The organism is Defluviimonas salinarum, assembly GCF_026013545.1.
In the GTDB taxonomy this organism is placed as follows: Bacteria; Pseudomonadota; Alphaproteobacteria; order Rhodobacterales; family Rhodobacteraceae; genus Albidovulum; species Albidovulum salinarum.
Genome location: NZ_JAPDOG010000045.1, coordinates 1 through 22,757, shown reverse-complemented (window position 1 = coordinate 22,757; position 22,757 = coordinate 1). Strand labels below are relative to the sequence as shown.

21 protein-coding genes and 1 tRNA gene are annotated in these 22,757 nt (G+C 65.1%); all 22 read right to left on the bottom strand.

The annotated features are described in order from the left end of the window. A partial coding sequence (locus tag OM960_RS23590) for a GTP-binding protein (RefSeq protein ID WP_157958049.1) occupies positions 1 to 116 on the bottom strand: 116 nt, incomplete at its 3' end. Between the two features lie 80 nt (positions 117 to 196). Then, positions 197 to 2,320 carry an elongation factor G gene (fusA, locus tag OM960_RS23585; protein ID WP_263340575.1) on the bottom strand — a complete coding sequence of 708 codons (2,124 nt, stop codon included), beginning with the start codon at positions 2,318 to 2,320 and terminating at the stop codon, positions 197 to 199. A 21-nt stretch (positions 2,321 to 2,341) separates the two neighbouring features. Continuing rightward, positions 2,342 to 2,812, bottom strand: coding sequence for a 30S ribosomal protein S7 (gene rpsG / locus OM960_RS23580; RefSeq protein ID WP_263340577.1), 471 nt, complete (start codon positions 2,810 to 2,812; stop codon positions 2,342 to 2,344). Between the two features lie 12 nt (positions 2,813 to 2,824). Further along, positions 2,825 to 3,196, bottom strand: a complete 372-nt coding sequence (gene rpsL / locus OM960_RS23575; RefSeq protein ID WP_263340580.1) for a 30S ribosomal protein S12 — start codon at positions 3,194 to 3,196, stop codon at positions 2,825 to 2,827. A 269-nt stretch (positions 3,197 to 3,465) separates the two neighbouring features. Next, positions 3,466 to 4,164: a phosphatase PAP2 family protein gene (locus OM960_RS23570; protein WP_263340581.1), complete on the bottom strand. Its 699-nt coding sequence runs from the start codon at positions 4,162 to 4,164 to the stop codon at positions 3,466 to 3,468. Then, positions 4,151 to 5,587, bottom strand: a complete 1,437-nt coding sequence (locus OM960_RS23565) for an ArnT family glycosyltransferase (protein WP_263340583.1) — start codon at positions 5,585 to 5,587, stop codon at positions 4,151 to 4,153. Before OM960_RS23565 ends, OM960_RS23570 begins: the two co-directional genes overlap by 14 nt. Beyond that, positions 5,580 to 5,885, bottom strand: coding sequence for a lipid-A-disaccharide synthase N-terminal domain-containing protein (locus tag OM960_RS23560; protein ID WP_263340585.1), 306 nt, complete (start codon positions 5,883 to 5,885; stop codon positions 5,580 to 5,582). The genes OM960_RS23565 and OM960_RS23560 overlap by 8 nt, the downstream gene beginning before the upstream one ends. A gap of 3 nt (positions 5,886 to 5,888) precedes the next feature. After that, positions 5,889 to 6,623 carry a glycosyltransferase family 2 protein gene (locus OM960_RS23555; RefSeq protein ID WP_263340587.1) on the bottom strand — a complete coding sequence of 245 codons (735 nt, stop codon included), beginning with the start codon at positions 6,621 to 6,623 and terminating at the stop codon, positions 5,889 to 5,891. Positions 6,624 to 6,719: 96 nt separating this feature from the next. Next, a complete protein-coding gene (locus OM960_RS23550) occupies positions 6,720 to 7,628 on the bottom strand; it encodes a DMT family transporter (RefSeq protein ID WP_264773698.1) in 909 nt (302 codons plus the stop codon). 13 nt (positions 7,629 to 7,641) lie between these two features. Beyond that, positions 7,642 to 8,466: a putative rhamnosyl transferase gene (locus OM960_RS23545; RefSeq protein ID WP_264773697.1), complete on the bottom strand. Its 825-nt coding sequence runs from the start codon at positions 8,464 to 8,466 to the stop codon at positions 7,642 to 7,644. A gap of 141 nt (positions 8,467 to 8,607) precedes the next feature. Continuing rightward, complete coding sequence (gene rpoC / locus OM960_RS23540) at positions 8,608 to 12,864, bottom strand: DNA-directed RNA polymerase subunit beta' (protein ID WP_263340595.1); 4,257 nt, start codon at positions 12,862 to 12,864, stop codon at positions 8,608 to 8,610. A 92-nt stretch (positions 12,865 to 12,956) separates the two neighbouring features. Next, positions 12,957 to 17,093: a DNA-directed RNA polymerase subunit beta gene (gene rpoB, locus OM960_RS23535; RefSeq protein ID WP_264773696.1), complete on the bottom strand. Its 4,137-nt coding sequence runs from the start codon at positions 17,091 to 17,093 to the stop codon at positions 12,957 to 12,959. Positions 17,094 to 17,349: 256 nt separating this feature from the next. Next, positions 17,350 to 17,727: a 50S ribosomal protein L7/L12 gene (gene rplL / locus OM960_RS23530; protein WP_263340596.1), complete on the bottom strand. Its 378-nt coding sequence runs from the start codon at positions 17,725 to 17,727 to the stop codon at positions 17,350 to 17,352. 66 nt (positions 17,728 to 17,793) lie between these two features. Beyond that, positions 17,794 to 18,309 carry a 50S ribosomal protein L10 gene (gene rplJ / locus OM960_RS23525; protein WP_263340598.1) on the bottom strand — a complete coding sequence of 172 codons (516 nt, stop codon included), beginning with the start codon at positions 18,307 to 18,309 and terminating at the stop codon, positions 17,794 to 17,796. Positions 18,310 to 18,549: 240 nt separating this feature from the next. After that, positions 18,550 to 19,248 (bottom strand): 50S ribosomal protein L1, encoded by a 699-nt coding sequence (gene rplA, locus OM960_RS23520; protein ID WP_264773695.1) that lies wholly within the window; start codon positions 19,246 to 19,248, stop codon positions 18,550 to 18,552. Positions 19,249 to 19,251: 3 nt separating this feature from the next. Next, positions 19,252 to 19,704 (bottom strand): 50S ribosomal protein L11, encoded by a 453-nt coding sequence (gene rplK, locus OM960_RS23515; RefSeq protein ID WP_263340604.1) that lies wholly within the window; start codon positions 19,702 to 19,704, stop codon positions 19,252 to 19,254. Between the two features lie 95 nt (positions 19,705 to 19,799). Continuing rightward, complete coding sequence (nusG, locus tag OM960_RS23510) at positions 19,800 to 20,333, bottom strand: transcription termination/antitermination protein NusG (RefSeq protein ID WP_263340607.1); 534 nt, start codon at positions 20,331 to 20,333, stop codon at positions 19,800 to 19,802. 189 nt (positions 20,334 to 20,522) lie between these two features. Further along, the gene (gene secE, locus OM960_RS23505) at positions 20,523 to 20,717 is read right to left on the bottom strand and encodes a preprotein translocase subunit SecE (protein WP_263340610.1); all 195 of its coding nucleotides are present in this window, start codon (positions 20,715 to 20,717) and stop codon (positions 20,523 to 20,525) included. A gap of 73 nt (positions 20,718 to 20,790) precedes the next feature. Next, positions 20,791 to 21,615, bottom strand: coding sequence for a MipA/OmpV family protein (locus OM960_RS23500; protein ID WP_264773694.1), 825 nt, complete (start codon positions 21,613 to 21,615; stop codon positions 20,791 to 20,793). A gap of 219 nt (positions 21,616 to 21,834) precedes the next feature. Further along, positions 21,835 to 21,910: transfer RNA gene (locus tag OM960_RS23495), tRNA-Trp, on the bottom strand. A gap of 140 nt (positions 21,911 to 22,050) precedes the next feature. Continuing rightward, the gene (locus OM960_RS23490) at positions 22,051 to 22,284 is read right to left on the bottom strand and encodes a hypothetical protein (RefSeq protein ID WP_263340615.1); all 234 of its coding nucleotides are present in this window, start codon (positions 22,282 to 22,284) and stop codon (positions 22,051 to 22,053) included. 358 nt (positions 22,285 to 22,642) lie between these two features. Continuing rightward, a partial coding sequence (locus OM960_RS23485) for an EF-Tu C-terminal domain-related protein (RefSeq protein WP_264773699.1) occupies positions 22,643 to 22,757 on the bottom strand: 115 nt, incomplete at its 5' end.

Here is a 22,757-nt window from a genome sequence, read left to right as displayed (position 1 = left end):
AAGTCGCCGAAATACTTCGTGATCGCCGCCGTCAGCGTCGTCTTGCCGTGGTCAACGTGACCGATGGTCCCGATGTTCACGTGCGGTTTCGTCCGTTCGAATTTTGCCTTTGCCATGATGGCCTCCTGTCTCTGGTCGGTGCGCTGGTGAGCGCCCTACGGGTGGGTAGGGTGCGCCGTCACGGCGCACCGAAAACTCATGCGTACTTCTTCTGGATCTCGTCCGAGATGTTCTGCGGCACGGCCTCGTAGTGGTCGAACTGCATCGTGAAGACCGCGCGGCCCGAGGACATCGAGCGCAGGTTGTTGATGTAGCCGAACATGTTGGCGAGCGGCACGAAGGCGTTGATCACGTTGGCGTTGCCGCGCGTGTCCTGACCCTGCACCATGCCCCGGCGCGACGTGAGGTCGCCGATGATGCCGCCGGTGTATTCTTCCGGGGTCACCACTTCGACCTTCATGATCGGCTCGAGGAGCTTCGCGCCGGCCTTCTTCAGGCCTTCGCGCATCGCCGCACGGGACGCGATCTCGAACGCGAGCACCGAGGAGTCGACGTCGTGGAAGGCACCGTCGATCAGCGCCACCTTGAAGTCGATCACCGGGAAGCCGGCGAGCGGACCGGAGTCCATGACCGACTTGATGCCCTTCTCGACGCCCGGGATGTATTCCTTCGGAACCGCACCGCCGACGATCTTCGACTCGAACGAGTAGCCGACACCCGGCTCGACCGGGGTGATCACCAGCTTGACGCGGGCGAACTGGCCGGTACCGCCGGTCTGCTTCTTGTGGGTGTAGTCGATCTCGGCTTCGCGCGAGATGGTCTCGCGGTAGGCCACCTGCGGCGCACCGATGTTCGCCTCGACCTTGAACTCCCGCTTCATGCGGTCGACGAGGATGTCGAGGTGAAGTTCGCCCATGCCCTTCATGATCGTCTGGCCCGATTCGAGATCGGTCTCGACGCGGAAGGACGGATCTTCGGCCGCGAGGCGAGCGAGGGCGATGCCCATCTTCTCCTGGTCGGCTTTCGACTTCGGCTCGACGGCGATCTCGATCACCGGCTGCGGGAAGGTCATGGTTTCGAGGACCACCTGGTTCGACGGATCGCAGAGCGTGTCGCCGGTGGTGGTTTCCTTGAGACCCGCCAGCGCGATGATGTCGCCGGCGAAGGCTTCGTCGATCTCTTCCCGGTTGATGGCGTGCATCATCATCATCCGGCCAACGCGCTCGCGGCGCTCCTTGGTCGAGTTGATCATCTGGTCGCCCTTCTTGAGGACGCCCGAGTAGATCCGGGTGAAGGTGAGCGAGCCGACGAACGGGTCGTTCATGATCTTGAACGCCAGCGCCGCGAAGGGCTGGGTGTCGTCGGCCGAACGCGCGATGTCGCGGGTTTCGGTCTCGTCACCCGGCTTGAAGCCCATGTAGGCCGGCACGTCCAGGGGCGACGGCAGGTAGTCGATGACCGCGTTGAGGAGCGGCTGGACGCCCTTGTTCTTGAAGGCCGAGCCGGCGGTGACCGGAACGAAGGCCATCGAGAGGCAGCCCTTGCGGATCAGCTTGCGCAGCGTCGCCTCGTCGGGCTCGTTGCCCTCGAGGTAGGCTTCCATCGCCGCGTCGTCCAGCTCGACGGCGAGCTCGACGAGCTTGCCGCGCCATTCGTCGGCGAGGTCGGAAAGCTCTTCGCGGATCGGCTGGCGCTTCCAGGAGGCGCCGAGGTCTTCACCCTGCCAGACCCACTCTTCCATCTTGATCAGGTCGACGATGCCCTCGAGCTTGTCCTCGGCGCCGATCGGCAGAGCGATCGGGGCCGGGGTCGCGCCGGTGCGGTCCTTGATCATCTTCACGCAGTTGAAGAAGTCGGCGCCGATCTTGTCCATCTTGTTGACGAACACGATCCGCGGGACCTTGTAGCGGTCGGCCTGACGCCACACCGTTTCGGTCTGGGGCTCGACGCCGGCGTTGGCGTCGAGAAGGCAGACGGCACCGTCGAGAACCGCGAGCGAACGCTCGACTTCAATGGTGAAGTCGACGTGGCCCGGGGTGTCGATGATGTTGAAACGGAACTTGGTGTCCGAAGTGCCCTCGGCGGTCGGGTCTTCCTGGCGCTGCCAGAACGTGGTGGTCGCAGCCGAGGTGATCGTGATGCCACGCTCCTGCTCCTGCTCCATCCAGTCCATGGTCGCGGCGCCGTCGTGGACTTCGCCGATCTTGTGGGACTTGCCGGTGTAGTAGAGGATCCGCTCGGTCGTGGTCGTCTTGCCCGCGTCGATGTGGGCCATGATCCCGAAGTTGCGGTATCGCTGCAGCGGATAGTCGCGTGCCATCTCTCTTGCCTTCCTTCGGAGTTACCAGCGGTAATGGCTGAACGCTTTGTTCGCGTCGGCCATCTTGTGGGTGTCTTCGCGCTTCTTCACCGCGGTGCCACGACCGTTGACGGCGTCGGTCAGCTCGCCGGCCAGACGCTCTTCCATCGTGTTCTCGTTGCGGTTCTTCGCGGCGGTGATGAGCCAGCGGATCGCCAGCGCCTCGCGGCGCTCCGGGCGAACCTCGACCGGCACCTGGTAGGTCGCACCGCCGACGCGGCGCGAACGCACTTCGAGCGACGGCTTCACGTTGTCGAGGGCTTCGTGGAAGCACTCGACCGGCGAGCGCTTCAGCTTGCCTTCGACGCGGTCAAGCGCGTTGTAGACGATGCGCTCGGCGACGGACTTCTTGCCGTCGACCATCAGGTTGTTCATGAATTTCGTCAGAACCCGATCGCCAAACTTGGCATCGGGCAGAACTTCGCGCTTTTCGGCGGCGTGACGGCGGGACATCTCTTGATCTCCTTATTTCGGACGCTTCGCGCCGTATTTCGAGCGGCGCTGACGACGATCTTTGACACCCTGGGTATCGAGGACACCGCGCAGGATGTGGTAACGCACGCCCGGAAGGTCTTTCACCCGGCCGCCGCGGATCAGGACCACGGAGTGTTCCTGAAGGTTGTGCTTCTCGCCGGGGATGTAGCTGATCACCTCGAAGCCGTTGGTCAGACGGACCTTGGCCACCTTACGCATAGCCGAGTTCGGCTTCTTCGGCGTGGTGGTGTAGACGCGGGTGCAGACCCCGCGCTTCTGCGGGCAGGATTCCAGGTGCTGGGACTTGGACTTCTGCGGCTTGGCTTCCCGGGGCTTCCGGATCAGCTGTTGAATCGTCGGCATTAACTCTCGCCTTTGTTTGCAGCCCGATCAACGATCGCCCGTCAGCGACGTTTCCGGGGGCTTTTCGCTCATGTCGTGCCCTGCGCGTCCGCAAAACACCAAAACCGCATTCGTCCCCTTCGCGGGGGCGACGCGGTGGAATTCCAGAGGATCGGGGCTTTAAGGCCCGGATCATGACCACTTCAGTTCTGATACAAGTCCACGCGCAATACACCCGTGGCCGAGTGGGCGCCGTATAGGGGGAGTCGCGGGGCTTGTCAACAAGGGCCTCAGCCCCTGCCCGTCGCAAGGATGAGCCGGTGCAGCACGAGCGCGAGAGCGAGGACGAGAAGCATTGCGAAGACCGTGTCGGAGAGGAAATGCCGCCCGGTGGTCACCCGCAGCGCAATCCCGATCGCCGGCAGGATCACCCCCGCCGCGGCATAGAGGCGGAAGGCCCAGCCGGGGACCTGCCTGCGGACGACCGGGGCGAGGACAAGGAAGGTCAGCGCCAGCGCGGTCGCGGCCGAGCCCTCGCCCGAGACGAAGGAGCAGTTCGAGACGCATTGGTCGGCCGGTAGCCAGGGCGGCGTGAAGCTCGCCGCGCCGCCGAACTCGGAAATGTCGGCGGGCCGCGCCCGGCCCCAGTGCTGCTTCAGGCCCGCATTGACAGCAAGGATCGGACCGAGGAGATAGAGCAGGAAGACGAATCCGGCCTTCCGTGCGCCGAAGCCCGGCACCGGCCTGCGGATCGCGGCGAGGATCAGCGCCACCGCCGAAAGCAGCACCGCGCCGATCGACAGATCCCAGATGAAGTTGCGCAGGCCCTCGACCAGAGGATCGCCCGACATCGGGAAGCCTGCGCCGGGCGTGTAGAACAGCGCCGAAACCGCGAGATCGAGCCCCGGCCAGAGCGCGAAGACGCCCGTGGCCGCGAGAGTCGCGGCCACAAGCCAGAGCGCGGCGCGGATGTGGTCAAGGCCGGGCATTCAGGCACTCCGCGGGAACGAGGTAGGCGGTGAGCTTTCGACGGAAATAGGCGCCGTTCGTGGTGTCGAGCTCTGCGACCGGCTCCGCCGCCGCGCCGCCGCAAACCGGGGGGGCGATCGAGACGAAGAGCACCTCGCCCGCATCGTCTTCCAACGGGAAGTTCTGCTCGTAGTAGCTCGCCGGGCGTCCCACGGGCCGCGGGGTGCGGAAGGCAAGTCCGCTCCCGTCGCCGGTATGGAAGAGATCGGCGATCATGTCGCGGTTGTCGATCACGACGGTCTCCGTGCCCGCCTCCCTGGCCGCCGCGATGATCTGGCGGCTGAGATCGGCGCGGCCGAGATAGCGCGCGGCGAGCGGCCGGCCCTGCCATTCGGGTGCGGGCGCGATGACGGTCAGGACCGGCAGAAGTATAGCGACCGTGCCGTTTACAGCGAGCGAGAGCGCGAGGAGGCGCGGCGCTCGGACCAGCAGCAAAGGCACCGCGATCAGCGTGCCGGGGAAATAGGCCGCGACCGCCCAGTTCGCCTGCGCCCCCATCAAAAGCGCTTGGACGCTGACGATGACGAGGACCGGGAGCGAGAAGGCGACGAGGGCCCGGACCGTCGCCGATCCCGGCGTCGCATAGCCCCAGAGCAGCGCACCGACGAGGACCGGGCCAAAGACACCGAACTGCGCGAACAGGAACGAAGTCAGCCCGCCGGGATTGAGGCTCGCGTACCAGGACGCCTCGCGCACCCAGCCGACATTGTCCATCGTATGCTCGACCGTGGTCAGGTCGTGGCCGAGGTTCCAGGCGACGTTGGGCAGGATCGTCACCGCGAAGGCCGCCAGCATCGCTGCCCAGGCCCGGCCCGAAAGCCGCGCGGCCGGCACGACCGAGGCGAGCGCCGCTCCGAGGAGGAAGTAGACCGCGGCATATTTGGCGAGGAAAGCGACCCCGGCCGCGGCACCGGCGAGCGCCGCGAAGCGCGCCCGGCCGGCTTCGACCGCGCGGAAGTAGAAATAGAGCGCCGCCGCGAAGAACGGCGCCATGATCGTGTCGGTCGAAATGAGGAGGCTGCCGAGCGCCACCATCGGCAGTGTCGCATAGCTGACCGCGACCCAGAGTGCCGCGCGTGCCGAGAAGAGCCGTGCCGCCAATGTGCCAAGAATGAGCGCCGTCGCGCCGTGGAAGAGCAAGCCAGGCAGCCGGATCCAGAACGGCGCGTCGCTTCCGGCAAGCTCGGTCGCGGCACGGATCACCCAGGCGATCAATGGCGGCTTGGAGTAGTAGCCGAAGTCGAGCCGCTGGCCCCAGAGCCAGTACTGGCTCTCGTCGACGAAAAGGTCGGTCCGGTCGAACCAGAGTGCGACGATCCGCGCGAGCGTCAGCGCGCCGACGACGAGGACCGCGCGGGGAAACCAGCCTGAACGATCAGGCATCGCCCCGTCTTTCGCGGCGGATGAGCCAGAGATTGCGCGCATAGATGAAAACGCCGAGCGACTGTCCGAGCACGAAGACAGGATCCTTGCGGTAGACCGCATAGGCGAAGAGGATCAGCCCGCCTGCCAGCGAGAAGTACCAGAAGGCAAGCGGAACGATGGATTTCCGCGCCCGCTCCGAGGCGATCCATTGCACGAGGAAGCGCCCGGTGAACATGAGCTGACCGAAAAGACCGAAGGCGACCCACCAGAACTCGGTCCAGCTCTCGACATGGAGAACCGCGAAAATCTTGTCCATGCCTCAGCCCCGCTCCGCCTCGGCCTCGGCCGGCCGCGACTTCTTGCGCCGCCGCAAGAGCCACATCACGCCGAGCAGATCCACCGCGCCGACGAGCCCGCGCTGGAGGTTGTTGTACTTCGACCGCCCGCCGCCGCGCGGCCGGTGGCTGACGTCGACATGCGCGACCTGCCAGCCGTCGCGGGCGAAAAGCGCGGGCAGGTAGCGATGCATGTGGTTGAAGAACGGCAGCCGCAGGAACGCATCGCGGCGGAAGCCCTTGAGCCCGCAGCCGGTGTCTCGCGTGCCGTCCTGCAGCGCCCAGGACCGGATCGTGTTGGCAAAGCGCGAGGCGAGCTTCTTCGACATCGTGTCCTGCCGCCCGACCCGCTGGCCCGCGACGATGCCGATCGCCTCGGACCCCGGCGCGAGCAGCGGCGCGAAGAGCTTCGGCAATTCCTCCGGCGGGTTCTGGCCGTCGCCGTCGAGCGTGCAGACGATGCCGCCCTTCGCGGCAAGGACGCCGCTGTGGACGGCGGCACTCTGGCCGCCCGAGACGTCGTGGCGGATGAGCCGCAGGTTCGGATGGCTCTCCATGCGCCGCCACACGACGCGGGCTGTGTCGTCGTCGGAGCCGTCATCGACGACGATGACCTCGTGGTCGACATGCGGCGTGCAGGCTGCGTCGATCGCGTCGAGCAGGCCGGTGATGTTCTCCGCCTCGTTCTTCGCGGGGATAACGATGGAAACAGTGACCATGAGAAGCCCGGATTTCGCCCTTCGAAGGATGCGCCGTACCTCGCGCGTGGTACTGCACGCAACCCCGTTTGTAAATGCAGGCGCCCGGCCGCTGCCCTAGCGCAGTCGAAGCGGCGCCTTGTCGGGCGCGGCGACCCTGCGGCCGAGCCGCCGTTCGCGGTGGAAGGTGTAGAGCCCGGTCGCCACGACGATTGCAGCGCCCGTGAGCGTGAGCATGTCGGGCAACTGGCCGAAGACGAGCCAACCGAGCGCGATCGCGAAGACGAGCGCGGTGTAGCGGAACGGCGCGACGAGGCCGATCTCGCCCACCCGCATCGCCATCACGATGAAGAGATAGCCGACGATCAGGAACCCCGCCGCGGTGACGATGAGCGCCGCCAGGCGAAGGTCGAGCGGCGCCCAGCCTGCCATGGGAACAAGCGCCGCGCCGGCCAGCGTCACCGCCGTGGCGGCGTAGAAGGCGACCGTGGCCGAGGGTATCGCGCCCGACAGCCGGCGCGTCGCGAGGTCGCGCAGGACGACGCAGGCGACCGAGGCGAGACCGAGAACCGACCAGGTGTCGAAGCCGTCCGTGCCCGGCCGCACGATCAGCACCACCCCGAAGAAGCCCGCGGCGATCGCCGCCATCCGCCGCCAGCCGACGGGCTCGGCCAGAAAGAGCGCCGCGCCGAGGGTCACCGCGAGCGGCAGCGCCTGCATGATCGCCGAGAGATTGGCAAGCGGCATGTGGCGCAGGGCGGCCAGGAAGGTCAGCGTCGCCGCCACCTCCGCCACCGAACGCAGACCTAGGCGGCGCCCATCCTCCGCGCCAAGGCGAAGCTGCTTCCGGCCCGTGCGAAGGCCTATGATCGCGAGCGCGGCCATCGCGATGAGCCCGCGCAGGAGGATCGCCTGGGGCAGCGGCAGCTCGGCGGCCACCATCTTCATGCAGGTATCGTTGAAGGTGAAGGCCGCCATCGCGACCGTCATGTAGAGCGCACTGCTGAGATTGTCCCGGTCCTGCATTCCCGCCTCGCGCTCAGCCTGCGACCGGCGCGGCCGCGAGCGCGGCGGAGAACCGGTCGAAGTCGATGCCGAAGCGCCGGGCGGTCCAGTCGGCCGCCTCGTCTGGCGCAATCGGAGCGGAGAGGTTGCGCGCGGGAAAGCTGCTGTCGTTGCTGTCGTGGAAGCCACGCACGAACATCAGCCGGTCGTTGAGGCTGATACCCGGCATGTGCCGGAAGAGCAGATGGTGAGGATAGTCGAGGACCGATTTCTCGTGGCTGGGCGGCACGCAGACGGTGAGGGCGGGGGTCCAGAGCGGCGCGCTCACGAAATGCAGCGCCGCCCTCGCCCCAAACCCCGTGAGCGCGAAGCCCCGGCAATAGTCGATGGAGACCAGGCCTTGGGCCTCGTAGAGCGGCCGCGCGAAAGTGCGGAAATCGCGGCGAATCCGGCGGACAAAGTCGACCGCCACCGCGTCGTCGTCATCAAGCCGGAACTGCGCGACGACGTCGGCCTTAGGATCGGTGCGGGTGCAAAGGACCGGGCGGCAGGCGTCGCGGTGGACATGCGGCGGGACGAAGACCAGTTCGATCTGCGGGATCCCCGCGATCAGGTCCTGAAGCCGGCCGCGCCAGGGGTCGGGGAAGTCCGAACCGGTGACGACGGTGAGCGTGAAGTCGGGGTCGGTCTGCGCCCGGATCGAGGGCAGGAACACATGCTCGAACCAGAGCACCCGGCTTTCGAGCCGCGCCGGATCGTAAAGGACACGGCGGCGCGCTTCGAGGTCCTCGGGCATCCGCTGGAACCCGCCCTGCACGAGAAGCGAGAACCGGCACACGCCAAGGACCTGGATTTTCACGATAATTCCTTCCGGCTTCGGCCTTCGTGCGGCCGGGCGGCGGCCGCGGACAGGATGTGAGCCGCCCCGCACCTTGTCAATCGCATGAAAAGGCCCCCCGCTTGCGGCGGGGGGCCCTGTCCTGTCACGCGGCCAGCGGTCTCAGCTGTCGCGGCTCTCGAACGTGTCGACGAGACTGCTGTCGGTTTCGACCTCGATCACATCGTCGAGCACTTCCTCGGCCGGCGCGGCGAGCGCGGCGGCCTGCTCGGCCTCGGCCCGGCGCTGGTCGATCACCTTCTGATCGCGGTCCTGCGCGATGCGGCGCACGCGCATCGTGGCCCCGCCGGTCCCTGCCGGGATCAGGCGACCGACGATGACGTTCTCCTTCAAGCCGACGAGCTTGTCGCGCTTGCCCATGACCGAGGCTTCGGTCAGGACCCGCGTCGTCTCCTGGAACGAGGCAGCCGAGATGAACGACCGGGTCTGGAGCGAGGCCTTGGTGATGCCGAGCAGAACCGGCTCGCCCGCCGCGGGACGCCCGCCACGATGCGTAACCTTGTCGTTCTCCTCGTCGAACTCCGACTTGTCGATATGCTCGCCCTTGAGGAGCGTGGTGTCGCCCGAGTCGAGGATCTCGATCTTCTGCAGCATCTGGCGAACGATCACCTCGATGTGCTTGTCGTTGATCTTCACGCCCTGGAGCCGGTAGACGTCCTGCACCTCGTCGATGAGGTAGTCGGCCAGAGCCTCGATCCCCATGATGCGCAGGATGTCATGCGGCGCCGGGTTGCCGTCCATGATGTAGTCGCCCTTGAGCACATGGTCGCCTTCCTGAACCGGAATGTGCTTGCCCTTCGGCACCATGTATTCGACCGGCTGGAAGGACTCGTCGATCGGCTCGATCGTGATCCGACGCTTGTTCTTGTAGTCCTTGCCGAAGCGGACATAGCCCTCAATCTCGGCGATGATGGCATGGTCCTTCGGACGGCGGGCTTCGAAGAGTTCCGCCACACGGGGAAGACCCCCGGTGATGTCCTTGGTCCGCGCACCTTCGCGCGGGATACGGGCCACCACGTCACCGGCCTTGATGTCCTGACCGTCCTCGATCGACAGAATCGCGTCGACCGACATCGGGTAGGAAACCGGGTTGCCGGCATCGTTGCGCACCGGCTCGCCCGTCGCCGGATCCATGACGATGATCTCCGGCTTCAGATCGCTGCCCTTCGGCGCGGTGCGCCAGTCGGTCACGATCTTCTGGGTCATGCCGGTCGCTTCGTCGGTGTCGTCGCGCACCGAGATTCCCGAGACGAGGTCGACGAACTTCGCGACACCCGCCTTCTCGGCAATGATCGGCAGAGTATAGGGGTCCCACTCGAAGAGCTTGGCGCCACGCTTGACGGAATGGCCGTCCTTGACGTGGATCTTGGCGCCGTAGCTCAGCTTGTAGCTCGCCCGTTCCTGGCCGTTCTCGTCGATGATCGCGATCTGCATGGAGCGGCCCATGACGATGTTCTCGCCCGAGGCGTTCTCCAGCAGCATCGGGTTGCGGAACTCGACCTTGCCCTCCTGGCTGGCTTCCTGGAAGGACTGCTGACCGCCCTGCGCGATGCCGCCGATGTGGAAGGTCCGCATCGTCAGCTGCGTGCCCGGCTCGCCGATCGACTGGGCGGCGATGATGCCGACCGCCTCGCCGATGTTGACAAGCGTACCGCGCGCGAGGTCGCGGCCGTAACAAGCGGCACAGACGCCCTCCTCGGCCTCGCAGGTCAGCGCCGAACGGATCCGCACCGAGGCGACACCGGCGGTTTCCACCGCGTCGGCCTTGCGCTCGTCGATCAGTTCGTTCTTGCGGACCAGGATCTCGTCCGAACCCGGCACCAGCACGTCATCGGCCGAGACACGGCCGAGGATGCGCTCGGACAGCGGCGAGACGACCTCGCCGTCATTGACCGCGGCCGAGGCCGTGATCGCCCGGTCGGTGCCGCAATCCGGCAGCCGCACGATGCAGTCCTGCGCCACGTCGACGAGACGGCGGGTGAGGTAACCCGAGTTCGCCGTCTTGAGCGCGGTGTCGGCAAGACCCTTCCGGGCGCCGTGGGTCGAGTTGAAGTACTCGAGCACGGTCAGGCCTTCCTTGAAGTTCGAGATGATCGGCGTCTCGATGATCTCGCCCGACGGCTTGGCCATCAGGCCGCGCATACCGCCAAGCTGCTTCATCTGCGCGGGCGAACCCCGCGCACCCGAGTGCGACATCATGTAGACCGAGTTCGGCTCCTTCTCGGCGCCGGCATCGTCTTTGCGCACCGCCGAGATCTCGCCCATCATCGCGGTGGCGACGGCGTCGGAGCATTTCGACCAGGCATCGACGACCTTGTTGTACTTCTCACCCTGGGTGATCAGGCCGTCCATGTACTGCTGTTCGAATTCCTTCACCTGGTCGCGAACCTCGTTGACGATCGTCCACTTGGTCTCCGGAATGACCATGTCGTCCTTGCCGAAGGAGATGCCGGCCTTGAACGCCTCGCGGAAGCCGAGCCCCATGATCTGGTCGCAGAAGATGACCGACTCCTTCTGGCCGCAATAGCGGTAGACGGTGTCGATGACGTTCTGCACGTCCTTCTTGCGGAGCAGCCGGTTCACGAGCTCGAACGGCGCCTTGGCGTTTTTCGGCAGGAGCGCACCGAGCCGCACCCGACCCGGCGTGGTCTCGAACCGCTTCAGGACCTCGTTGCCTTCCTCGTCGATCTGCGGGATCCGCGCGGTGATCTTGGAGTGCATGTGCACCGCACCGGCGTCGAGCGCGTGCTGCACCTCGTCCACCGACGAGAACACCATGCCCTCACCCTGCATCCCCTCGCGCATCATCGAGACGTAGTAGAGCCCCAGAACCATGTCCTGCGACGGAACGATGATCGGCGCGCCGTTGGCCGGCGACAGAACGTTGTTCGTCGACATCATCAGGACGCGCGCCTCAAGCTGGGCTTCCAGCGAGAGCGGGACGTGCACGGCCATCTGGTCGCCGTCGAAGTCGGCGTTGAAGGCCGAGCAGACGAGCGGATGCAGCTGGATCGCCTTGCCCTCGATCAGCACCGGCTCGAAAGCCTGGATGCCGAGACGGTGGAGCGTCGGCGCGCGGTTCAGGAGAACCGGATGCTCGCGGATCACCTCGTCGAGGATATCCCAGACCTCCGGGCGCTCTTTCTCGACAAGCTTCTTCGCCTGCTTGACGGTGGACGACAGGCCCTTCGCCTCAAGCCGCGAGTAGATGAACGGCTTGAAAAGCTCGAGCGCCATCTTCTTCGGCAGGCCGCACTGGTGGAGCTTCAGTTCCGGGCCGGTCACGATGACCGAACGGCCGGAGAAGTCCACGCGCTTGCCGAGGAGGTTCTGACGGAAGCGGCCCTGCTTGCCCTTGAGCATGTCCGACAGCGACTTCAGCGGGCGCTTGTTGGCGCCGGTGATGACGCGGCCGCGGCGGCCGTTGTCGAAGAGCGCGTCGACCGATTCCTGCAGCATCCGCTTTTCGTTGCGGACGATGATGTCGGGCGCACGCAGCTCGATGAGCCGCTTGAGGCGGTTGTTCCGGTTGATCACCCGGCGGTAGAGGTCGTTGAGGTCCGAGGTCGCGAAGCGGCCGCCATCGAGCGGCACCAGCGGACGCAGTTCCGGCGGAATGACCGGAACGACGGTCAGGACCATCCATTCGGGCCGGTTGCCCGACTCGATGAAGTTCTCGACGATCTTCAGCCGCTTGATGATCTTCTTCGGCTTCAGCTCCCCGGTCGCCTCCTTCAGCTCCTCGCGGAGCTGCTCGGCGGTGGCCTCGAGGTCGATCGCGGCCAGCATCTCGCGGATCGCCTCGGCACCGATATTGGCGGTGAAGGCGTCGGCGCCATACTGGTCCTGCGCGTCGAGGAATTCCTCTTCGGTCAGAAGCTGGCCGTAGGAAAGGTCCGTGAGGCCCGGCTCGATGACAACGTAGTTCTCGAAGTAGAGAATGCGCTCGAGGTCACGCAGCGTCATGTCGAGCATGAGGCCGATGCGGCTCGGCAGCGACTTCAGGAACCAGATGTGGGCGACGGGCGCGGCCAGTTCGATATGGCCCATCCGCTCGCGGCGCACCTTCTGGAGCGTCACCTCGACACCGCATTTCTCGCAGACGACGCCGCGATACTTCATGCGCTTGTACTTGCCGCAAAGGCATTCATAGTCCTTGATCGGCCCGAAGATGCGGGCGCAGAACAGACCGTCACGCTCCGGCTTGAACGTGCGATAGTTGATCGTCTCGGGCTTCTTGATCTCACCGTAGGACCAGCTGAGAATGCGCTCGGGCGAAGCCAGCGAGATCTTGATCTCGTCGAACTGCTTCGGCGCAGCCAGCGGGTTGAACGGGTTGTTGGTCAGTTCCTGGTTCATCTTCAAATCCTTGAAACGGCGCTTCGGGTCAGGTCGGGGCCGATCTTTCGGCGAAAAATCGAGAACGAATTTTCGCCGAAAATTCGCGTCTCCTATTCCTCACCCTCTGCATCCAGGAGTTCCATGTTGAGGCCGAGGCCCCGCACTTCCTTGACGAGGACGTTGAACGATTCCGGCACGCCGGCCTCGAAGTTGTCCTCGCCCTTGACGATGCTCTCGTAGACCTTGGTCCGACCCGCCACGTCGTCCGACTTGACGGTGAGCATCTCCTGCAGGGTGTAGGCCGCGCCGTAGGCTTCCAGCGCCCAGACCTCCATCTCCCCGAAACGCTGGCCGCCGAACTGGGCCTTGCCGCCCAGGGGCTGCTGCGTGACGAGGCTGTAAGGCCCGGTCGAGCGCGCGTGGATCTTGTCGTCGACAAGGTGGTGAAGCTTGAGCAGATACTTCACACCCACGGTAACCTTCCGCGCGAACTTCTCGCCCGTCCGGCCGTCGAAGAGGTCCGACTGGCCCGACGTGTCGAAGCCGGCACGGCTCAGCGCGTCGTTGACATCCGCCTCCTTGGCGCCGTCGAAGACCGGCGTCGCGATCGGCACGCCCTTCTTCACAACGTCAGCGGACTCGATCAGGCGATCCTCGTCCATGCCCGCGAAGGCTTCGTCGTAGACATCGTCGCCATAGCCGATCCGCAGCGCGTCGCGCACGGGGGTCATGTCGCCGGTCCGGCGGTAGTCCTGCAGCGCGTCGTCGATCTTCAGCCCGAGGCCGCGCGCGGCCCAGCCCATGTGGGTCTCGAGGATCTGACCGACGTTCATCCGCGACGGCACGCCGAGCGGGTTCAGCACCATGTCGACCGGGGTGCCGTCGGCGAGGAACGGCATGTCCTCCATCGGCACCACTTTCGACACGACACCCTTGTTGCCGTGACGGCCCGCCATCTTGTCGCCCGGCTGCAGCTTGCGCTTCACCGCGACGAAGACCTTGACCATCTTCATCACGCCCGGCGGCAGGTCGTCGCCCCGGCGAACCTTCTCGACCTTGTCCTCGAAGCGGTGCTCAAGCGCGCGCTTCTGCGCCTCGAACTGGGCGTTCAGCGCCTCGACGTTCTGCGCGTCCTGCTCCTCGCCGAGGGCGAGCTGCCACCACTGGCCGCGCGAGAGCGTGCCGAGCAGGTCCTCGTCGATCACGGCGTTCGGCTTGATGCCCTTCGGCCCCTTCACCGCGGTCTTGCCGAGGATCATGGACTTAAGACGCGCATAGATGTTGCGCTCGAGGATCGCCTGCTCGTCGTCGCGGTCACGCGCAAGACGCTCGACTTCCTCGCGCTCGATCTGCAGCGCGCGCTCGTCCTTGTCCACGCCGTGGCGGTTGAAAACGCGCACTTCGACGACCGTGCCGAAGTCGCCCGGCGGCAGCCGGAGCGAGGTGTCGCGCACGTCCGAGGCCTTCTCGCCGAAGATGGCGCGGAGAAGCTTCTCTTCCGGCGTCATCGGGCTTTCGCCCTTGGGCGTGATCTTGCCCACGAGGATGTCGCCCGGCCCGACTTCGGCGCCGATGTAGACGATGCCCGCCTCGTCGAGGTTGCGCAGCGCCTCCTCGCCGACGTTCGGGATGTCGCGGGTGATTTCCTCAGGCCCGAGCTTGGTGTCACGGGCGGCGACTTCGTATTCCTCGATGTGGATCGAGGTGAAGACGTCGTCCTTGACGATCCGCTCGGAGATGAGGATCGAGTCCTCGTAGTTGTAGCCGTTCCACGGCATGAACGCGACGATCACGTTCTTGCCGAGCGCGAGCTCGCCCATGTCGGTCGACGGGCCGTCGGCGATGACCTCGCCCTTGGCGACCTTGTCGCCGACCTTCACCAGAGGCTTCTGGTTGATGCAGGTGTTCTGGTTCGAGCGCTGGAACTTCCGGAGACGGTAGATGTCGACACCGGCATCGCCGATCTCGAGATCCTCGGTCGCGCGGATAACGATCCGGGTGGCGTCCACCTGGTCGATGATCCCGCCGCGCCGCGCCATGATCGCTGCGCCGGAATCCTCGGCAACGACCGATTCAATGCCGGTGCCGACGAAGGGCGCATCCGCCTGCAGGAGCGGCACCGCCTGACGCTGCATGTTCGAGCCCATCAGCGCGCGGTTCGCGTCGTCGTTCTCGAGGAACGGGATCAGCGAGGCCGCGACCGAGACGAGCTGCTTCGGCGAAACGTCGATCAGGTCGATCACGTCGGGCGGGTTCAGCATGAATTCGCCCGACTGGCGCGTCGAGACGAGGTCGTTCTTGAAGCGACCCTCATCGTCGAGCTGCGCGTTGGCCTGGGCGACCGTGTGGCGCATCTCCTCGGTGGCGGACATGTACTGCACTTCGTCCGTCACCTGACCGTCCTTCACCTTGCGGTAGGGGGTCTCGATGAAGCCGTACTTGTTCACCCGCGCGAAGGTGGCGAGCGAGTTGATTAGGCCAATGTTCGGGCCTTCCGGCGTCTCGATCGGGCACATCCGGCCATAGTGGGTCGGATGCACGTCGCGGACCTCGAAACCGGCGCGCTCACGGGTCAGACCGCCCGGCCCGAGGGCCGAGAGGCGCCGCTTGTGCGTCACTTCCGACAGCGGGTTGGTCTGGTCCATGAACTGCGAGAGCTGCGAGGAGCCGAAGAACTCGCGCACCGCGGCGGCGGCGGGCTTGGCGTTGATCAGGTCCTGCGGCATGACGGTGTCGATCTCGACCGAGGACATCCGCTCCTTGATCGCGCGCTCCATGCGCAGGAGGCCGACGCGGTACTGGTTCTCCATCAGCTCGCCGACCGAGCGCACCCGGCGGTTGCCGAGGTGGTCGATGTCGTCAATCTCGCCCTTGCCGTCCCTGAGTTCCACCAGCGCCTTGATGCAGGCGATGATGTCCTCGCGGCGCAGCGTCCGCATCGTGTCGGGCGCGTCGAGGTCGAGGCGCATGTTCATCTTCACCCGGCCGACGGCCGAGAGGTCATAGCGCTCGCTGTCGAAGAACAGCGTGTCGAAGAGCGCGGAGGCCGCCTCGACGGTGGGCGGCTCGCCCGGGCGCATGACGCGGTAGATGTCCATGAGCGCGCCGTCGCGGCCCATGTTCTTGTCCGCCGCCATCGTGTTGCGGATGTAGGCGCCGACGTTGACGTTGTCGATGTCGAGCACCGGGATCGCGGTGACGCCGTTGTCGAGAAGCACCTTCAGCGTGCCGCCGGAGATCTCGCCGTCCTTGTCGATGGTCTGGGTCAGCTCGTCGCCGGCCTCGACATAGATCGCGCCAGTGTCCTCGTTGATGATGTCCTTGGCGACATAGCGGCCGAGGATGTGGTCGAAGGGCACCAGAAGCTCGGTGACCTTGCCCTCTTCCTGCAGCTTCTTGACCATGCGCGGCGTGACCTTGTCGCCCGCCTTGCAGATCACCTCGCCCGTGGCCGCGTCCACGAGGTCATAGGTCGGACGCGTGCCGCGCACGCGCTCGGGGAAGAACTTGGTCACCCAGCCCTTGTTCTTCTTCAGCTTGAACTCGACCGTGTTGTAATAGGCATCCATGATGCCTTCCTGGTCGAGGCCTAGCGCATAAAGTAGCGTCGTGACCGGCAGCTTGCGGCGGCGGTCGATGCGCGCGAAGACGATGTCCTTGGCGTCGAACTCGAAATCGAGCCAGGAGCCGCGGTAGGGAATGATCCGGCAGGCAAACAGGAGCTTGCCCGAGGCATGGGTCTTGCCCTTGTCATGGTCGAAGAACACGCCGGGCGAACGGTGCATCTGGGACACGATGACCCGCTCGGTGCCGTTGACGATAAAGGTGCCGTTCGGCGTCATCAGGGGCATGTCGCCCATGTAGACGTCCTGCTCCTTGATGTCCTTGACCGAGCGCGCGCCGGTATCCTCGTCGACATCGAACACGATCAGGCGCAGCGTCACCTTCAGCGGCGCGGCATAGGTCATGTCGCGGCTCTGGCATTCCTCGACATCGTACTTCGGCTTCTCGAGCTCGTACTTCACGAACTCCAGGATCGCGTTCTCGTTGAAGTCCTTGATCGGGAAGACCGACTGGAACACGCCCTGGATACCCTCGCCGTCGCTGGCCTTCGGGCCGTCGCCGGATTTCAGGAACAGGTCGTAGGAGGACTTCTGAACCTCGATGAGGTTCGGCATTTCGAGGACTTCACGGATTTTGCCGAAGTATCTGCGGATACGCTTCTGGCCAACGTAGCTCTGAGCCATGCTCGTCGTCACCTTTCGTCTCTTCGCGGGGGCGTCCGTGTCGGGGTCACACGAGCGCGCCGCTTGCGAATAGGGGGTAGGTCCCATTCATGCCCCCCGTCCCACCGGGTGGCTCCCGAACCTTTAACCGCGCCTTGGAAGGGGCACCTTTCGCGCCACGGGGGCCGATGCCCCTTCCAAGACAGGTTCGGCTGGGCCCGGAATTGCCCGGACCCAGCCAATCACAGCGGTTGGAGCGCCGAAGCGCCCCGCCCGATTACTTGAGCTCGACCTTGGCGCCAGCCTCTTCGAGCTTCTTTTTGATCTCTTCGGCTTCGGCCTTCGCCGCGCCTTCCTTGACCTTGCCACCGGCCTCGACGAGGTCCTTGGCTTCCTTCAGGCCGAGACCGGTGATCGCGCGCACTTCCTTGATCACGTTGATCTTCTGCGCGCCGGCGTCGGTGAGGACGACGTCGAACTCGGTCTTCTCTTCCGCGGCTTCGGCAGCAGCGCCAGCGGCCGGGCCGGCCATCATGACGGCGCCACCGGCAGCCGGCTCGATGCCGTATTCGTCCTTCAGGATGGTTTTCAGTTCCTGGGCCTGGAGGAGCGTGAGGTTCACGATCTCTTCGGCGAGTTTCTTCAGATCAGCCATTTCTCTGTTCCGTTCCTAGTTTGGTGTTCCAACGTCGGGCTTGGCCCCACGAAGGCACGAAGTTGCTCACGCGGCTTCCCGCTCTTCCAGAGTGGAAAGGATGCCCGCGATGTTCGAAGCAGGCGCGCCAATGGCCCCGGCGATGTTCGAAGCGGGGGCGCCGATGCAGGACACGATCTGAGCGATGAGCTCTTCACGCGACGGCATGGCGGCCACGGCTTTGACACCGGCCTGGTCCAGAGCCGTATCGCCCATTGCGCCGCCAAGGATCGCGAACTTTTCGTTCTTCTTGGCATATGCATCCGCGACCTTCGCAGCAGCGACAGGGTCCTCAGAATAGGCGAGTACGGTCATGCCCGTGAGAAGCTGGCCGATGCTTGCGCAGGGCTTGCCTTCCAGGGCGATCTTGGCGAGCTTGTTCTTGGCAACGCGGACGGACCCGCCAGCGGCACGCATGTCCGCGCGCAGGTCCTGCATCTGAGCAACCGTCATGCCTTCGTAGTGGGCAACCACCACGACGCCAGAGCTTTCGAAGATCTGGCCGAGTTCCTCGACCATTTTCTCTTTCTGGGCTCTATCCACGGTTTCTCTCCAAGTATGGGGGTTTCCCCCCGGCTCTCTTATGCCCCCGATCGTCTGGGAGCGTTCGGGTCCGTGATGGTCCCGAGGCCTTGATCGCCCGAGGCTTGCCCCGGCTAATCTCGTCTCGTTCCCCATCTCAGGAAGGATTTATGGGGTCGCCCCCACCCTCCGTCTCGGACAGGACGGGGCGTTTCCGCCCCGCCATTCACCGGACCTGGGCCCGGCAAATTCTTGATGGGCTCAGTTGCCCGATGCCGACATCAGGTCGACGCTGACGCCCGGCCCCATGGTCGAGGAGAGCGACACCTTCTTAAGGTACGCGCCCTTCGCGCCCGACGGCTTGGCCTTCGAGACCGCATCGACGAAGGCACGGACGTTCTCGGCGAGCTTCGCCGCGTCGAACGACACTTTGCCGACGCCCGCGTGGATCACGCCGGCTTTCTCGACCTTGAACTGGACTTCGCCGCCCTTCGCCGCTTCGACGGCCGCTTTCACGTCCATCGTCACGGTGCCGACCTTCGGGTTCGGCATCAGGTTGCGCGGGCCGAGGATCTTACCCAGACGGCCGACGATCGGCATCATGTCCGGGGTCGCGATGCAGCGGTCGAACTCGATCTTGCCGGACTGGATGGTTTCCATCAGGTCCTCGGCGCCGACGATGTCCGCGCCGGCCGCCTTGGCTTCGTCAGCCTTCGGGCCGCGGGCGAAGACTGCCACGCGCACGGTCTTGCCGGTGCCGTTCGGCAGGGTCACGACGCCGCGGACCATCTGGTCGGCGTGCCGCGGATCGACGCCGAGGTTCATCGCGATTTCCAGCGTCTCGTCGAACTTGGCCGACGCGGCGCCCTTGATCAGGGTGACGGCATCCTCGACCGTGAGGTTCGACTTGCCTTCGAAGGCGGCACGGGCCGCCGTGGTGCGTTTACCGATCTTGGCCATGACTTACCCCTTCACCTCGATGCCGATCGAACGGGCGGAGCCGAGGATGATCTGCATCGCAGCCTCGACGTCGTTGGCCGAAAGGTCTTTCATCTTGGCTTCGGCGATCTCGCGCACCTGGGCCACGGTCACATAGCCCGCGGTCTCGCGGCCCGGCTTCGTCGAACCCTTCGGACGGTTGCGCTTGCCCACCGGCTTCAGGCCCGCGGCCTTCTTCAGGTAGTACGAGGCCGGCGCCGTCTTGGTCTCGAACGAGAAGGACTTGTCGGCGTAGTAGGTGATGATGACCGGAACCGGGGAACCGGGCTCCATCTCCTGGGTCTTCGCGTTGAAGGCCTTGCAGAATTCCATGATGTTGATGCCGCGCTGACCGAGCGCCGGACCAACGGGGGGCGAGGGGTTGGCCTGCCCCGCCTTGATTTGCAGCTTGAGGCTGCCCATTACCTTCTTGGCCATCAGGCCTCTCCTTTGTCACTGTCGCCCCGGAGGACGAAGTTTAGTGGTTCGGTCCTCCCGGTCCTGGCCCGGAATCGCCTCCCACGGCTCACACGTCAGGCGACTTTCTGCACCTGCGTGAATTCCAGTTCGACCGGCGTCGGCCGGCCGAAGATCGACACCGTCACCTTGAGGCGGTTCGAATCCTCGTCCACTTCCTCGACCATGCCCGAGAAGCCGTCGAACGGCCCGTCGGTGACCTTGACCTGCTCGCCGATCTCGAAGCGGATCAGGTTGCGCGGCGCGGCCTCGCCTTCCTCGACGCGGTTGAGGATCTGGTTGACCTCGCCGTCGCGCATCGGCATCGGCTTGCCCTGAGGGCCGAGGAAACCGGTCACGCGGTTGATCGAGGTGATCAGGTGATAGCCGCGATCGGTCATCTCCATGTGCACGAGCACGTAGCCCGGCATAAAGCGCCGCTCGGACGTCACCTTCTTGCCGCGGCGAATCTCCAGCACCTCCTCGGTCGGCACGAGAACCTCGTCGATCTCGTCCTGAAGGCCCTTCTCGGCCACGGCATGCTTGATCTGTTCGGCGATCTTCTTCTCGAAATTCGAGAGAACGCTCACCGAATACCACCGCTTCGCCATCTGCCTCTGACCTCGCTCGACCGACGGCACGCCGCCGGAAAATCCCGTAATTTCCGCAGGTTTCCCTGCATTCTCCCGAACAAAAAACAGCGCGCATACCGAATCGTTGCGCGCCGGTGCCGGGAAAGTGCGCCCCAGTTACCGACCTTCGCGCCGAATTTCAAGACCGAAGGGCCTGAACCTCCGGCGTCAGCCGCCGAAGCCCAGGATCGCACCCAGCCCGGTGCGGATCACCAAGTCGACCAGGAAGAAGAACACCGAGGTCAGCGCGGCCATGACGAAGACCATGATCGTCGTCGTGACCACTTCCTTGCGGTTCGGCCAATGGACCTTGGCGGCCTCGGAACGGACCTGCTGCATGAACTGTAACGGATTCGTGGCCATTTCTCGCTCATTCCCTATCGCCGACGCCACGCAGATATGCCGGCGCGCGGAGGGTTGCAACCCTGAAGCGGCTTCAGAAGTTGAGGCTGATGCGGCGGATGAGGTTGATGCTGACCCGGTATTGGTCGGCGCTGCCGAGTTGCGTGATCGGAGAATCGGCGGCGTCGTTCAGCAGCCGGTTCCACGAGGCGCGGCCCTCGACACCCCACAGCTCGTTGAACTGATAGGTCGATTTCAGTTCGATCCCGGCGCTCACCAGACCGCCGCTGGCATCGAACACCGGAAGCGAACCGCCGGCGGCATTTGCGGGCGTGACGCCGAAATAGGCGCTCGAATAGGTGTTGTCGCCGAACCCGATCCGCGGGCCGAGCGAAACCGTCAGCGCATCGGTCGGGCGCGTCACCCAATCGGCGCCGAGCGTGCCGACAAAGCCCTCATGGCCGTTGAACCCATAGCGGATGTCGCCAAAGGCACGGTAGTTCCGCGCCTCGTAGCCGGCGCCGATTCCGAGCTCCAGCGTCCAGTCGACATCGTCGAGCCCGGCGAGTTCGGGATAGTCGGCGATGTTGCGCTCGCCGATGAACCCGGCCGAGCCGTAAAGGCCGAAGCCCTCGCGGTAGCCGACGGACCCGAGCGAGCCCCAGGTAAAGCCGTTCGGAAACCGCACGAAATCGAAGCGGAAGGTACCGGTGGCGCCGAGATCGTAATCGTCCCAGCCAGGAAAGGCCGGAGCGGTGCCAACGCCAAGACCGAGCGTTACGACCACATCAGGGTTGGCGGCGTCGAGAGCACCGCCGGCATCGAAGACGCCGGCCGAAGTCTCCTGAGCGAAGGTCGCGCCCGACAGGGCAAGCCCGGCAACCGCGGCGGCGATCAGGTTCTTGGTGGCATAGCTCATAACCCAGACTCCCGACTTGCGATCCGACCGGCACGAGTTGCCGGCACAATCATAGCTCGTGTGCACTGGCGCAGCGGCTCTTGCTTCCATTCCGACTCCACTATTCCAACAACCTCGGCTGCTGCCAAGGGTTTATGACGTGGATGAACAATATCGCTAGCCGCGAAGCGGGGGCTTCGATCGGGTGCGGTGTTCGGCGTAACTTGCGGGAAGGCGGCCTGGCAGGGGCAGCAGGACTCGAACCCGCGACCCTCGGTTTTGGAGACCGATGCTCTACCAACTGAGCTATACCCCTAGGCCGAGCGGGTGTTTACGCGCGCCGCGATCGCTTGGCAAGAATGAAAAGCGCGCGAAGTGTCATTCGTCCTCCCGGAACACGAAAAGAAAGGCCGCCCCCTGGGGCGGCCGATCCGTGAGCAGTGGAAAGCCTGCCTGTCAGTTCAGGATCGCGCGGATATGCCCGCCCTTCTCGCCGTGGCTGTCTCCGCCATAGATCACCGTAGCAAGCGCCGCTTCCTGTGCGGCGGTCAGGTTCGAAAGATCGGCGCCGGGCACGATCTGGCGGACTTCGGCGCGGTCGAGATCGGTGAGTACCGAGGCTTCGGTCATCGCGAAAGCGGCCGGGGCGAAGGCGGCGATGGCGGCGGCGGTCATGGCGAAGAGTTTCATATCGTGTCCTTTCGTTCCGTGGCGGTTCAGCCTGGTTCGGTGCGGTGGCATCCGATGAGGCCAAGATGGGCAAGGGCGTCCACGAGGGGAAATCACGCCTTGATCGCGGCGGATCGCGCAAAAATGGGCTTGATGTGAACACGGTGCGCCCTATCGCAGTGCCAGAGGCAAGAATGCCCGCGAATTGCGCAATCGAACGTTCACGACGCAGCGAGTGTTGCCGCCTTGCGTCCGCAAGGCGACGACGCGCAGGTTCCCTGTGCATCACCACACAGGCATTTCGTAGATGGATAGGTCCGTCAGAACGACGAAAGGCGGCCCGAGGGCCGCCTTTCCCGCACTCCGGGCGGAGTGATACTTACTTGATGATTTTCGAGACGACGCCGGCGCCGACGGTGCGGCCGCCCTCGCGGATGGCGAAGCGGAGCTTCTCTTCCATCGCGATCGGGGCGATCAGCTCGACCTCGAACTTC